This is a genomic window from Cellvibrio sp. KY-YJ-3 (genome assembly GCF_008806955.1).
GTDB lineage: Bacteria > Pseudomonadota > Gammaproteobacteria > Pseudomonadales > Cellvibrionaceae > Cellvibrio.
Window position 1 is genome coordinate 374,614 of sequence record NZ_CP031727.1, and the last position, 14,210, is coordinate 388,823.

The following is a 14,210-nucleotide window of genomic DNA, read 5'->3' on the forward strand; positions in this document are numbered from 1 at the left end:
TTCCTGCACTCATCCGCTATTGTTGCGCAAGCCAATCGATCAGGGTTTTACGTTCCAAATCAGTCATGTGATGAAAATTTCCCAGTGGCATATAGCCCGATGACAAAGCCGGTAATGCACGCACTTTTTGCGCAGCAAGGTGCACAGTGGAATCAATCACCAAACCAGCAGGTGCGGCATTAAAACCCGGTTGCGAGGGCACAGCCGCATGACAATTGGTGCAGTGCACGTGAATTAATTGGTTAATGCGCTCATCGGTACTGACGCTTTGTTCTGCTGAAGTAACAATTGCCGCTTTTTCAGCTTGTTTAGCGGCAATACTCGCGGGCGATGTCACTGCCATTAGCACCGCAACCAATACCAGGCCGCTAAAACTGCTCAACAAAATAAACGGCTTTACTACACCCAAATGTTTGAGATTAAAAAAGTGCCTGCCCCATGCCAAACATAAACCTATTGCAACCAATACCAGCCAGGAATAAACATGACTGTACAAAAAAGAATAGTGATTGCTGAGCATGCAGAAAATAACCGGCAGGGTTAAATAATTATTGTGCGTTGAGCGTAACTTGGCGAAGGCCATAGCACAGGTGTCCGGCGCTTCATTGTTGCTGACTGCCGCCACAAATTTACGCTGCGCAGGCATAATTCCCCAGAACACGTTGCCTGCCATCCAGGTGGCAATCATTGCACCGACATGCAAATAGGCAGCGCGCGGTGAAAATAACAAGTGCGCCAAATAACTCGCCACACTAATCACCAACAACAATATTGCGGCAAATAATAATCCGCGTTTTACCAGCGGTGTGCGCAACAATAATTCGTAGAGCGCTTGGCCACCGAGAATAAAACCGATGCTGGCAACGACCGCCCAACCTGGTGATTGAATCAGGGTGTTGTACCCCACCAGATAAGTTTGTGCTTGCAGGTAATACATTAATATTAACAAGCCGGTGCCACTCAACCAGGTGCTGTAAGCTTCCCACTTAAACCAGTGCAACTTTTTGGGCATTTCTTGCGGGCGCAAATGGTATTTGGCCACTTCATAAATACCGCCGCCGTGAATTGCCCACAAATCACCTTTTACGCCTTTATCCGCTTTCCATTGTGGCGGCTCACGTAAACTCAAATCCAACCAAATAAAATAAAATGATGCACCAATCCAGGCAATGGCCGCGACCACATGAAACCAGCGGAATGCCAGATTTAACCACTCCAATACCAGCGGGTTAATTAAATCGCCCATGACAATGCTCCTTCTGTAGCGGGTGCGCGGCTAAATACTTTTTTACCCATCACATAGGTGTGGGCGATATTGTGTTCATCACCCAAGGTCATTAATGCAAACAGTTTTTCTGCCAAACTTTTCACTGAATCCGGTGAATCGCTCTGCACCGATGATTGCCGCAATGCCTGTAACGGTGTTGCACCCAAATTAATCACCACAAAATCAGCTTCTTTGCCCGGCGCAAAATTGCCGAGGTAATTATCCAATTGCAACGCACGTGCATTACCCAAGGTGGCCATATAAAACCCTTTTAACGGATGCAAATTTTGCCCTTGCAATTGCAGCACTTTGTAAGCTTCAGCAAGGGTACGCAATTGCGAAAAACTGGTGCCACCACCCACGTCGGTAGCAAGGCTCACGGGAACACCGGCGTTCTCCAACCGCGCCATATCCAACAAGCCACTACCCAAAAATAAATTTGAGGTCGGACAAAAAGCAATGCCCGAACCCGTTTGTGCCAAACGCTCAACCTCAAGATCACTCAAATGAATACCGTGGCCAAATACACTGCGTGGGCCGAGCAAACCAAATTGATCGTACACATCCAGATAATCGCGCGCTCTGGGGTAAAGTTCTTTTATCCACGCCATTTCCTGTAAATTTTCAGAGAGATGGGTTTGCAAATACAAACCGGGATATTGCGCGTAAAGTTTTCCCGTCCCCGCCAATTGTTCCGGGGTACTGGTGGGTGCAAACCGCGGTGTGAGCGCATAGAGTTGCCGCCCCTGTTGGTGCCAACGTTCAATTAAGGCGCGACAATCCTGTTCACTGCTCGCCGGTGTATCAAGCAAATAATCCGGCGCATTGCGGTCCATCATTACCTTGCCGCTAATCATGCGCAGATTCATCTGCGCGGCGGCAGAAAAAAAAGCTTCAGTCGATTGCGCAAATACGGTGGTGTAAACCATGGCCGTAGTGGTGCCATTTTGGAGAAGAATTTTCAGAAATTCATGAGCAGCGAGCGCGGCAAACTCCGCATTAGCAAAACGCGCTTCAGAGGGAAAGGTATAGTTGTTTAGCCAATCCAGTAACTGTTCGCCATAGGAAGCAATCACGCTAGTTTGTGGGTAGTGAATATGGCTGTCGATAAAACCCGGCATAATTAATTGATCGGGAAAATGTTGACACGACTGTAAATCAAATCCTGCCGCCGCCATGTGTTGTGCATCGCCCAAAGCCTTGACTCGCCCTTGTTCAACAACCAACACCCCATCATCAAAATACTCAATACCGGCACCCGTGATGGGATCGGGTTGATCGGTGAAATGTAAAATTTTTGCGCGAAACGCCGCTGCCGCATTATTCGCACCTATCGCATTCACCATACTTTCCATTCCTACCGCAACATCACTCATAACCAGCCTTAACAACAAAATTAAAACAGAAAAATTAAAACTATCTTTTTTTTAATAACCGCGAACACGCGGTATCCATAACAATCAAAAACCTAGCTGCCGCGATAAGTGGAATAACCATAAGCGTTCAATAACAACGGCACGTGATAGTGCTCCTGCGGATTTACCACACGAAAAATAAGCTGGATTTCCGGATAAAAATTGCTCAGCGCTTGGCGTTCATACCAAGGCGCCACCGCAAAATGCAGGAGATAATTACCCGCCTGAATTTCAAAAGTATTTTCCCACTGCATAATTCGGCCATCACCATCAGTAGTCGCACTGGCGATAGGTTCCTGGGTGTCCAGACGGTGCAGGGTTACACGTACACCCGCCGCAGGTTTGCCGCTATCCAAATTAAGAATGTGAGTTGTAATTGGTGCTTTTTGCATAAAATATTTTCCGCAAACTATAAGATTCTTAAATCACAATTTTGTCATATCCCCATGCTCGCGAGAATGACGACTCCCTTTTTAACACTCATGATCTTCAATCAAATTCATTAACCGAAGCGTGGTAATTTTCCCCTGCTCCAACGCACCATTAACCAGCTCCTGACTGCGCGAATTTCCGATGCGCACTTTTAAGAGCGCCAACATTTCTTCTGCGGATTTGCCACTGGCGCAGACAATAAAAATAAAACCATTTTGCTGTTCATATACCTGATTCAGTGCATAGAGCTCCTGAATAACTGCGTCACTCGCGGCCAACACTTGACCCTGCTCCTGGGTGGCGCGACCGGCATAACGGGAACGCAATAATTCGATGTCACCAATACGTGCATGGCCGGAAAAGGCTTCCAGCATTTCGCTTTCGTTGGCGCGCGCCCAGACTTGCTGCGCGGCGATTAATAAATCCTCGCACTGCACAAAAGGGCGACGTGCCGATACTGCTTCTGCCCAATGCTGGCAATGACAGCAGCCGTACAGTGCACTTACCGCATCCACCGCAGGCAGATGATTAAATTCATCCAACTTCATGATTTATTCCCCCAGCAAACATTCACCACCCCAATTACTCGCATAAAATTGTCGTGGTTTTTTGTTGTTGCAGAATAGTTTTAATATCGCGCCAGGAACTGGAGATCCCCGTTTGCGGTGCAGCGGTCTGGTAATACAAACTTTGCAATTGCGCCGCAATGGATACCGCAACCTCCATTGGCAATTTACCTTTCACTTCCGGCAAGCCAATCGGGCTGTGAATTTTTTCTATGGCTGTATCCGCAAAACCGGAATCACTTAAACGTTTGCGAAAACGCAATGCTTTGGTTTGCGAACCAATCATTCCTGCATAGGCCCAACGCTGATCAGATAACAGGGTTTTACACAGCGCAAAATCCAATGTGTGGTCGTGAGTAAAAATAATTGCCCAACAATTGTCGGGTAGGCACACAGCGGCCTCTGTGGGATCGGCATAAAATTCGTAACGGCAATTCGCGGGCAGCGGCGCTGCCATTAATTCCGGGCGATTATCAATCACCCGCACCTGACACGGCAGCCCGGCGAGAATAGTGACTAAGGATTGACATACATGGCCCGCACCAAACAGCGCGATTTGCCAGGCACAGGCCGCAAAACATTCCAACATCACCGTGACATTACCACCGCAACATTGCGCCGCCTCTGCCGCGAGTGGAATCGCTTTTAATACCTGGCAGTTTTTATTTTGCGCGAGCAATTCACGTGCTTGCTGCACCAGCAAAAACTCCAGCTGACCACCACCAATGGTGTCGTAGGTGGCATCCGCCGCAATCACCATTTTGCTGCCGCCATCGCGCGGGGTTGAACCCTGGGTATTAATAATGGTGGCGATCACATAGGCGCTACCGCTTTGCTGGCAGTGTTGAATCGCGGCTGACCAATTAAGCAGTGCCATTAGGCGTCTCCTGTATTCACTGAGGTCGCTTGTGCAACACCGGCTGCGCGCACTTTATTAAACGCCGCGCACTCTTGCAGCGCCCAATAAATTCGCTCGGGCGTTGCGGGTGTATCCAAGCGTGGGCTGAATTGATAATCGGCTGTGCTGCTGCAAGCATCGCGCAGTGCCGCCCACACACAAATCGCCAGCATTAAGGGTGGCTCACCCACTGCCTTGGATAAGTGAATAGTATTTTCCAGATTCGGCTCATCAAATAATTCCACGTTGAATTTTTCCGGCACATCAAACGCGGTAGGAATTTTGTAATTGGCAGGGCTATTGGATATAAGGCGGCCTTTTTCATCCCACAATAATTCTTCTGTGGTGAGCCAGCCCATGCCCTGAATAAATCCGCCTTCAATTTGGCCGATATCAATGGCCGGGTTGAGCGATTTACCCACATCGTGCAGCACATCAATTTGCTCAACTTTGTATTCGCCGGTTAAACAATCCAGCGTGACTTCTGCCACCGCCGCACCGTTGGAAAAATACAAAAAGGGCTGGCCTTTGGCTTTGGCGCGGTCGTAATAAATTTTTGGGGTGCGGTAATGGCCGGTAGCCGAGAGAGCAACACGATTGAGATAAGCCAATTTAATAAATTCAGCAAAACTCATAGCCTGCTCACCCAGCACTACCTGGTCCTGCGCAAAACTAATTTGTGCTGCGTCCAACTGAAAATGCTCAACGGCGAAAGCAATTAAATCGGCTTTGATTTTGTCGCACGCATCTTTAGCGGCCATGCCATTTAAATCAGTGCCGGATGACGCGGCGGTAGGTGAAGTATTGGGCACCTTATCGGTACGGGTGGATGACACCATCACCCGCTGCACACTCACACCAAAAGCGCTGGCAACAACTTGTTGGATTTTGGTGTAAAGCCCCTGGCCCATTTCCGTGCCGCCGTGATTAATCAACAAGCTGCCATCGGTATAAATTTGCAACAGCGCACCAGCTTGGTTGAGATGTTTAGCGGTAAATGAAATACCGAATTTTACCGGCGTAAGCGCCAGCCCTTTTTTCAAGGTGCGATGGGTTTTATTGAATTCGGTGATAGCAACGCGGCGTGCGCGATAGCTTGAACTTTGCTCCAACCGTTCGATTAACGCTGGCAGCACATGCTGCTCAATTTTTTGCCCGTAGGGCGTTTCATCCGCACCGGGTTGGTAGAGATTGGTTTTACGAATATCGAGCGGGTCTTTACCCAAATAACGCGCAATATCTTCCACGATGGTTTCAATCGCCATCATACCTTTTGGGCCACCAAAACCGCGAAAGGCAGTATTGGAAACCGTGTGGGTTTTGCAGCGCAAACCCAGAATGCGAGCGTTATTTAAAAAGTAGGCGTTGTCTGCATGGAACATGGCGCGGTCGACAATACCTTCCGATAAATCGGCAGAAAAACCGCACTTACCGGCGAGCAACATATCCACGCCGAGCAATTTGCCTTCGCTATTAAAACCAACTCGCCAGCGATTTAAAAAATCGTGGCGTTTGCCGGTTTGTACCATGTCGTCGCGGCGCGGCATGCGGTAGCGCACCGGGCGACGGGTGCGCTGCGCAAATAAGGCGGCGATACACGCAAGCGGTGCCGCCTGACTTTCTTTACCACCAAAACCACCGCCCATGCGCCGCACTTCCGCCACCACTAAATGAAACGGAATAGCCAGGACTTCAGCGACTAATTTTTGCAATTCGGTGGGATGTTGCGATGAGCTGATCACATGAATGCCGCCATCTTCCGTTAGCCGCGCTTCACTGATTTGCCCTTCCAGATAAAAATGTTCCTGCCCGCGCACATAAATTTCACTGCTTAAGTGATGGGGCGCGGCGCTGATACTCGCATCGGGATCGCCGAGCAATAATTGATGTTGGGGCAATACAAAACTCTGTTCGGCGAGTGAATCCTCCACAGTTAATTGCGCAGGCAATTCGTCGTACTCGATCTTTGCCAACACTACCGCGCGTTGCGCTGCTTCAAAACTGGTGGCCGCCACTGCAAAAATGGGTTGGCCGATAAATTCAACCAGTTCGCCCGCCAGCAAGGGATCACCGGAATACACCGGCGCCACATCGATCTTGCCGGGAATATCGCCTTGTACGATGACATCGAGTACACCGGGCGCATTTTTTACGGCGGTTAGATCCAGCGTGCGAATACGCGCATGGGGTTTAGTGGACTGACCGGTGGCGACAAATATGGTGCCGGGAAGTAGCGGCAAATCATCCACATACTCCGCTGCGCCGCGCACATGTTTGTGTGCCGATTCATGCGCGGTGGAGTGACCAACACCACCGTTGGATGCTGGCGCCACAATCGCCGGAGACAATTCAGAATTGGTGATTAATCTACGCATGGGCAAACAACCTCGTTTCAATTTGATTGCCCGAGGCTTCTGCAGCAAATTCGTAACAGGATTTTTTAAGCAGGTTGCACGCCATGGCCATGCGGTACTCAGCGCTGGCACGCACATCACTCAGTGGTGAAAATTCACTGCGCAATACATCGCAGGCTTGTTCGAGAATATTTTCATCAACCACACCATTAACATACCAATTGGTATTCGATAAAAATTGTTCGGTGGCACTGGCACGTTTTGGAATCGCCGCCATACCGCCAAAGGCAATGAAAAATTCGTTCGTTGTTTTTCCGCTCCAGCAAAATACACCCATCACGGCGGAGATATCGTCTTCATAACGCTTGCTGATTTTGAACAGCTTCAATGGTTTTGCTAAGTGCGCGCGGTTGATATAAATGCGCGCCAGGTATTCACCGGTCATCAAACTGGTTTTTTTGTAATCGCGATAAAATTGCGTCAGCTTTTCACGGCGTACTTCACCGCGCCCATTCACAATTTCCACTTCCGCATCCAGCGCCAATAAATACGGCGGGCTATCGGCGATGGGCGAGGCATTACAAATATTGCCACCCAAGGTGCCACGATTGCGAATTTGCCGCGAGCCCAAGCGCCCGAGCAACGCGACAAATTCCGGCGAGAGATCGCGCAGGGACTTTTCCATCTGGCTGTAACACACCGCCGCGCCGAGAATGACTTCGCGCTCATTGATCTCGATCTGCTGTAATGTCTCCACCCGATTCAGATCAATCAGGTGCGCCAAGGATTTGTACTGCTGGGTAACCTCCAGCATTAAATCCGTACCACCGGCCACCAAACGCGCGTGGGGATAGGCGTGCAATAGTTGCTGCAACTCCACTTCGGTGTGCGGCTGCCAATAACTGCTGCCATCACCCTGTAATAGCGGCGCGGCAACAGGCGCCACCGACTCAGGATTTTTGCCCGCTAAAGGTGCATTCGGCACCCACTCTTGCACAAAACTGGCCACTTGGGCAGGTTTTTTAAGGGCCACCATTCCCGCCGTGACAATGGGGCGATAACCGGTGCAGCGACACAGGTTTCCGGAGATAGCATCAATCACCGCCGCGCGCTGTACCGCATCCTCCGCCTGTGCCAAACGCTCGCCCTCATTGAGCTGCAAGTTGGCTAGCGACATCACAAAACCGGGGGTGCAAAAGCCGCACTGGGAGCCGTGGCATTCCACCATCGCGGCCTGTACCGGGTGCAGGGAATCCGCACTGGCGGCGAGTGCTTCCACCGTAAAAACATGGCAATCCTGCAGGCTGCCGAGCGGGCAAATACAGGCGTTCACCGTGCTGTAAGCCAGGCCCTGCGGGCTGGGGCGCCCAATGATCACCGTGCAGGCGCCGCAATCACCGGAGGCACAGCCCTCTTTGGTACCCATCAATTGTTGACCGCTGCGAAGGTAGCGCAGCAGCGTCATATCTGCTGCCGCATCCACACCTTCAACCGGTTTATTGTTCACCACCAACCGCACAATACCTCCTCCACTTGCCTGCCTTGCACGGGTATTACACCCTCGCTGGCACGGCTAAAAAAATCGAACCTGCCAAGGCCAAAGCAAAAGTCTGGCCAAACAGACAATTTTTCATAGGTTTTTTGCAAAGCGCGGTTTATGGCAGTGAATGGCATGCAATTTGCTCAACCCGACTTATCTTTTTGTCCAGATAGTCAGGTTTATGAGCGAGTTGATTTATGTCTGAAAAAAAGGCCATGCGCCTTGAGCTATTAGCGCTCACCAAGGCTTACCCCGGCTGTATCGCTAACGACAGCGTGAGCCTGCAGGTTGAACCGGGCGAGATCCATGCGCTGCTCGGCGAAAACGGCGCCGGTAAAAGTACCTTGATGAAAATGATTTACGGCGTGGTGAAACCCGATGCCGGGCAAATGCTGTGGAACGATAAAGAAGTGAGCATTAGCGGCCCCGCCCATGCGCGCCAATTGGGGATGGGCATGGTGTTCCAGCACTTTTCCCTGTTTGAAACCCTGACCGTGACCGAAAATATCGCGCTCTATTTAACACCTGCCGAATACGGCAATTTGGAGCGATTGCGCGAACGCATTATCGCGGTGGGCGATGAATATGGCCTGGCGATAAATCCTGACCGCTTGGTGCACAGTTTGTCGGTGGGCGAACAACAGCGGGTGGAAATTATTCGCTGCCTGCTGCAGGACATCCAACTGCTAATTCTTGACGAACCCACCGCCGTACTCACGCCGCCAGAAGTGGCACAGCTGATTGCTGTGCTGAAAAAACTTGCGCGCAAAGGGTGCAGCATTTTGTTTATCTCGCACAAATTGCACGAAGTGAATGCACTGTGCGACAAGGCCACCATTCTGCGCGGCGGCAAGGTCACCGGCACCTGTGTGCCGAGTGAAACAAGCCCCACCCAAATGGCGCGCCTGATGCTGGGCGATGAATTGGAATTGCAGGATTCCATGCCCGCCGGCAGCGCCGGTGAATGCCTGCTCGCGCTCGATAAGATTACGGTGAAACCGCGCGATGCATTTGCGATTCACCTGCAAGACATTCAACTGCAGTTACACGCGGGCGAAATTCTTGGCCTTGCCGGTGTGGCCGGTAACGGGCAAGACGAACTGGTGGATTTGATTAACGGCGAGCTGCGCAGCGATAGCGGCAGCCTGTTATTGGGCGGCAACGATATTGGCCAACTCGGCGTGCAACAGCGTCGTCGCCTGGGCATGGGTGTGGTGCCCGCCGACCGGATCGGGCGCGGTGCGCTGGGCAATATGAGCCTGACCGAAAATAATCTACTCACTGGCTACATCAACCAAAGCGGAAAATTCGGCTGGCTGAATTGGCCGCTACTTAAAAACCGCGCCACCGACATCATCGCCAAATACAAAGTCAAAGCGACCGGCGCCGATGCCAGCGCCAAAAGCCTCTCCGGCGGCAACCTGCAAAAATTTATTATCGGCCGTGAAATTCTGCAAAACCCGAAAGTGCTGGTGTGTTTTCACCCGACCTGGGGCGTGGATGTGGGCGCGGCGAATTTGATTCATCAGGAGCTGATCAAGCTGCGCGATAAGGGCGCGGCGATTTTGGTGATCAGCGAAGATTTGGATGAATTGTATTTATTGGCCGATCGCCTCGGCGCCCTGTGCGGCGGGCGCCTGTCACCGTTGGCAGCTAAAGCGGAGGTGCCTCTGGGGCAACTCGGCCAGTGGATGACCGGCAACTTTGGCAGCCACCTCGCTGACAACACAGCAGCGGAGGTTGCCCATGCGCATTGAGAAACGCCTGCAAGACTCCCGCGCGATGATGTACCTGTCGCCCCTGCTCGCCCTGCTGCTCACGCTCGTCTCCGGTGCGCTGTTGTTTGCGCTGCTTGGGCGCCCGCCGCTGGGCAGCCTCTACACCTTTTTTATCGCCCCGATTAGCGATTTGTACGGCCTGTCGGAACTGGCCGTAAAAGTCACCCCGCTGTTGCTCTGTGCGATTGGGTTAACGCTCTGCTTCAAAGCCAAAATCTGGAATATCGGCGCCGAAGGCCAGTTTGTATTTGGCGCGCTGGTTGGCGGCGCAGTGACCTTGCAGTTGGCGGATAGCGAAGGCGTTTGGGTGCTGCCGGTGATTATCGCCAGCGGCGCCTTGGCGGGTTTGGTCTGGGCGGGCATTGCCGCGCTCTTGCTCACGCGCTTTAACGCCAACGAAATTCTCACCACCATCATGCTCAACTATATCGCCGTGAACCTGCTGTTGTGGGGCGTGCACGGCCCGCTCAAAGACCCGGAAGGGCTCAACTTTCCCGAGTCCGCGCTCTTTGCCAGCCAGACCCTGTTGCCGGTGTTGTTTGAGGACTACCGCGTGAGCATCGCCATTTTTATCGCGCTGTTTATGTTGGTGGTGATTTGGGTGGTGCTCACCCGCACCCTGCTCGGCTTCCAATTGCGGGTGATGGGCGAGAACCACAACGCTGCACGCTTTGCCGGTTTTAACGGTAAAAAACTCATCTGGCTGCTGCTGTTATTCAGTGGCGCCATGGCCGGTATTGCCGCCATTTCCGAAACCAACGGCCCGGTGGGGCAACTGATTCCCACCCTCTCGCTGGGCTACGGTTATGCCGCAATTATTGTGGTGTTTATGGGGCGCATGCACCCGCTCGGCATCCTGCTCGCCAGTTGTCTGTTAGGGCTTACTTACCTGGGAGGCGAGATGGCGCAAATCGATCAGGGTCTGCCCAAGTCCATCACCGGATTATTCCAGGGCATGCTGCTGTTTTATTTGCTGGCCTGCGACCTGCTGATTAGCTATCGCCTGGTGCCCGGCAGCAACCCAACCATAAAAGAACACAAGGTATAAACGAAGGGTATAGATGTATGGATATCGGCATGTTTGAAAACATTCTCTTCGCCATGGTGCGCACCGGTACGCCGCTGCTGCTGGTGGCCTTGGGGGCGATGATGTCGGAGCGCGCCGGGGTATTAAACCTGGGGCAGGAAGGCATGATTCTGGTGGGCGCGGCCTGTGGGTTTATCGCCGCTTACGCCGGGAGCAGCCTCGGTTGGGGTGTGCTCGCGGCAGTCATTTCCGGGGTGGTAGTGTCGCTGTTGTTTGCATTTATCGCGCTCACGCTGATTTCCAACCAGGTCGCCACCGGCCTTGCGCTCACTATTTTTGGCACCGGCCTAAGTGCTTTTTTGGGCGCAGGTTATGTCGGTCAAACCATCACCGGGTTTAACACGGTGAAAATTCCGCTGCTGGGCGATATCCCGCTGATCGGCAAAGCGCTGTTTGAGCAGGACTTATTGGTCTACCTCGCGTTTGCACTCTTTGCCGCCGTGTTTGTGGTGATGCGGTATACGCGGCTGGGCCTAATTATTCGCGCCGTGGGCGAAAATCCCGATGTCGCCCACGCACTGGGTTACAAAGTGATGCGCGTGCGCTACGGCGCGGTAATGTTTGGCGGCGCCATGGCCGGTTTGGCCGGTGCCTATTTGTCGCTCGCCTACACACCCATGTGGTCGGAAGGCATCGCCGCCGGGCGCGGTTGGATCGCCCTCGCGCTGGTGGTATTTGCCAGCTGGCGCACCGAGCGCATTTTGCTCGGCGCCTGGTTGTTTGGCTTCGCCAGTATTTTGCATTTGTTATTGCAAGGTTATGGCTACGAAATATCGCCCAACCTGCTCGCCATGCTGCCCTATGTGGTCACCATTGTGGTGTTGGTACTCATGATGTATCGCCAACAAAATCAGGGCTTATTTGCCCCGCGCTCACTCGGGCAGCCGTGGCATTCGCCGAAATAAATTGTTTGTTAATGATGCTAAATCGCTAAAAAAGAGGAACCACCATGACGCTGTTAACCCGCAAAAAATTTCTCCGTGTGCTGGGCGCCACGGCGGCACTGCTAACACTGAGCGCCAATGTATTTGCCGCGCCGCTGAAAGTCGGCTTTGTGTATGTAAGCCCGATTGGCGATGCCGGTTGGACTTATCAACACGACGAAGCGCGCAAAATTGTGCAGCAAGAATTTGGCGATAAAATCGAAACCACTTTTGTCGAAAGTGTGGCCGAAGGTGCCGATGCCGAGCGCGTGATTCGCAACATGGCCTCACGCGGTTACGATTTAATTTTCACCACTTCCTTCGGTTACATGAACCCCACCATCAAAGTGGGCAAGATGTTTCCCAAAGTAAAATTTGAACACGCCACCGGTTATAAAACCGCCGCCAACGTCGGCAATTATCAAGCGCGCGATTATGAAGGCCGCTTCCTCGCGGGCATGATTGCCGGTGCCATGAGCAAAAAAAATGTGATCGGTTATGTGGGCGCATTTCCCATTCCCGAGGTGATTCGCGGCATCAACTCCTTTATGCTCGGCGCCCAGGTGATGAACCCGGACATCAAAATGAAAGTGGTGTGGGTCAATACCTGGCACGATCCAGCCAAAGAACGTGAAGCGGCGGAGAGTTTAATTTTGCAAGGCGCCGATGTAATCACCATGCACACCGATTCTGCGGCAACCATTCAAGCGGCAGAAGCGAAAGGCGTTTATTCGGTTGGCTTTAATTCCGATATGAGTGCCTACGGCCCCAAAACCCATTTGACCTCATCCACGCAACACTGGGAATCCATTTACCGCGCAAAAATCCAGGCGGTATTGGATGGCACCTGGAAGCCGGAAGCGATTTGGCACGGACTGCGTGAAGGTGTAGTAGCACTATCGCCCATGAACCCGGTAGTGCCAAAAGAGGTTGTGGAGAAAATGGAGGCGTATAAAATGGAAATTGTCGCGGGCAGCCGCGCTGTGTACCAAGGGCCTATTTACGATCAAGCCGGTGCATTAAAAGTTGCCGAGGGCAAAACCCTGAGCGATGAAGAATTGCACCAACAAAACTGGTACGTAAAAGGCATAGAGGGGAAAATTCCGCAATAATTGCCTGGCGCGCGGCACGAATTTATGCGCTGCCAGCGCGCCACCAATAAAAACATCCAGCGAGAAACAATAACAATGGCCATTAAGACCACCGCCGAAAAAAAACCTGTCGCCACGACAAGCAGCAAACAAGGAACCGGAAAAACTATGGCAAGCAAACCAGCAGAAGCCCAGCCGGAGTTTAACCCCACTGAAACGCCCACCGGCAAATACAAACCGGGCAAAATTCGCGACCGCAACCTGAGCAATATTATTAACGCCGCCGAAGAAGAATTTGTGCAAAACGGTTTTCGCGGCGCCAGCATTCAAAATATCGCCGACCGCGCGGGCATTCCCAAAGCCAACGTGCACTATTACTTCAAAAGTAAAACCAATTTGTATGTGGCGGTGCTGGATAACATTATTAATTTATGGAACGACCTGCTCGGTGAAATCACCGTGGACGACGACCCCGCAGAAGTATTGGATCGTTTTATTCGCAAAAAGGTAGAGCTTTCCTACACCAACCCCCGCGCATCAAAATTGTATGCGATGGAAATGATTCAGGGCGCACCGCATTTAAAAGGTTATATCCGCACCGAGATGCGTCAATTTGTCCGGCGCAAAGCGCAGATTATCGAGCAGTGGATCGAGCAGGGCCGCATGGACAAAGTTGACCCCATGCATTTGATCTTTTTAATTTGGGCATCCACCCAACACTACGCGGATTTTGATGTGAAAATTCTCACCGTCATGAACCGCGCAGAATACGAACCGGACATGATTAAAGATATTTCGGATTTTTTAAGCCAAATGATTTTAAAAGGCTGCGGCCTGAAACCACCGGTTAAGTAATCAA

12 protein-coding genes are annotated in these 14,210 nt (G+C 51.8%); 5 read left to right on the plus strand and 7 right to left on the minus strand.

The window, feature by feature from the left end; all coding sequences use genetic code 11:
• Window positions 1-16 precede the first annotated feature (16 nt).
• From D0B88_RS01735 to xdhA, 7 genes are all read right to left on the minus strand, one after another.
• Window positions 17-1,246 carry a urate hydroxylase PuuD gene (locus tag D0B88_RS01735; protein ID WP_151054566.1) on the minus strand — a complete coding sequence of 410 codons (1,230 nt, stop codon included), beginning with the start codon at window positions 1,244-1,246 and terminating at the stop codon, window positions 17-19.
• Window positions 1,234-2,643, minus strand: a complete 1,410-nt coding sequence (gene guaD, locus D0B88_RS01740) for a guanine deaminase (protein WP_151054568.1) — start codon at window positions 2,641-2,643, stop codon at window positions 1,234-1,236. The genes D0B88_RS01735 and guaD overlap by 13 nt, the downstream gene beginning before the upstream one ends.
• Window positions 2,644-2,735: 92 nt before the next feature.
• Window positions 2,736-3,074, minus strand: coding sequence for a hydroxyisourate hydrolase (gene uraH, locus D0B88_RS01745; RefSeq protein ID WP_007639922.1), 339 nt, complete (start codon window positions 3,072-3,074; stop codon window positions 2,736-2,738).
• An 81-nt stretch (window positions 3,075-3,155) separates the two neighbouring features.
• Window positions 3,156-3,662: a 2-oxo-4-hydroxy-4-carboxy-5-ureidoimidazoline decarboxylase gene (gene uraD, locus D0B88_RS01750; protein ID WP_151054570.1), complete on the minus strand. Its 507-nt coding sequence runs from the start codon at window positions 3,660-3,662 to the stop codon at window positions 3,156-3,158.
• A 34-nt stretch (window positions 3,663-3,696) separates the two neighbouring features.
• A complete protein-coding gene (gene xdhC, locus D0B88_RS01755) occupies window positions 3,697-4,557 on the minus strand; it encodes a xanthine dehydrogenase accessory protein XdhC (protein ID WP_151054572.1) in 861 nt (286 codons plus the stop codon).
• The gene (gene xdhB, locus D0B88_RS01760) at window positions 4,557-6,953 is read right to left on the minus strand and encodes a xanthine dehydrogenase molybdopterin binding subunit (RefSeq protein ID WP_225318485.1); all 2,397 of its coding nucleotides are present in this window, start codon (window positions 6,951-6,953) and stop codon (window positions 4,557-4,559) included. The genes xdhC and xdhB overlap by 1 nt, the downstream gene beginning before the upstream one ends.
• On the minus strand, window positions 6,946-8,451 hold the full coding sequence (xdhA, locus tag D0B88_RS01765) for a xanthine dehydrogenase small subunit (RefSeq protein WP_225318486.1): 1,506 nt from the start codon (window positions 8,449-8,451) through the stop codon (window positions 6,946-6,948). Before xdhA ends, xdhB begins: the two co-directional genes overlap by 8 nt.
• Window positions 8,452-8,669: 218 nt before the next feature.
• On the opposite strand from xdhA, the gene D0B88_RS01770 reads away from it, so the two are divergent.
• The 5 genes from D0B88_RS01770 to D0B88_RS01790 all read left to right on the plus strand — a co-directional run bounded on the left by D0B88_RS01770 (window position 8,670) and on the right by D0B88_RS01790 (window position 14,206).
• A complete protein-coding gene (locus tag D0B88_RS01770) occupies window positions 8,670-10,229 on the plus strand; it encodes an ABC transporter ATP-binding protein (protein WP_151054574.1) in 1,560 nt (519 codons plus the stop codon).
• On the plus strand, window positions 10,219-11,298 hold the full coding sequence (locus tag D0B88_RS01775) for an ABC transporter permease (RefSeq protein WP_151054576.1): 1,080 nt from the start codon (window positions 10,219-10,221) through the stop codon (window positions 11,296-11,298). Before D0B88_RS01770 ends, D0B88_RS01775 begins: the two co-directional genes overlap by 11 nt.
• Before the next feature lie 29 nt (window positions 11,299-11,327).
• Window positions 11,328-12,242: an ABC transporter permease gene (locus tag D0B88_RS01780; RefSeq protein ID WP_225318487.1), complete on the plus strand. Its 915-nt coding sequence runs from the start codon at window positions 11,328-11,330 to the stop codon at window positions 12,240-12,242.
• Between the two features lie 44 nt (window positions 12,243-12,286).
• Window positions 12,287-13,372, plus strand: a complete 1,086-nt coding sequence (locus D0B88_RS01785; protein WP_151054580.1) for a BMP family ABC transporter substrate-binding protein — start codon at window positions 12,287-12,289, stop codon at window positions 13,370-13,372.
• Window positions 13,373-13,447: 75 nt separating this feature from the next.
• Entirely contained in the window at window positions 13,448-14,206 is a 759-nt protein-coding gene (locus tag D0B88_RS01790; RefSeq protein WP_225318488.1) for a TetR/AcrR family transcriptional regulator, read from the plus strand.
• The last annotated feature ends 4 nt before the right edge of the window (window positions 14,207-14,210 follow it).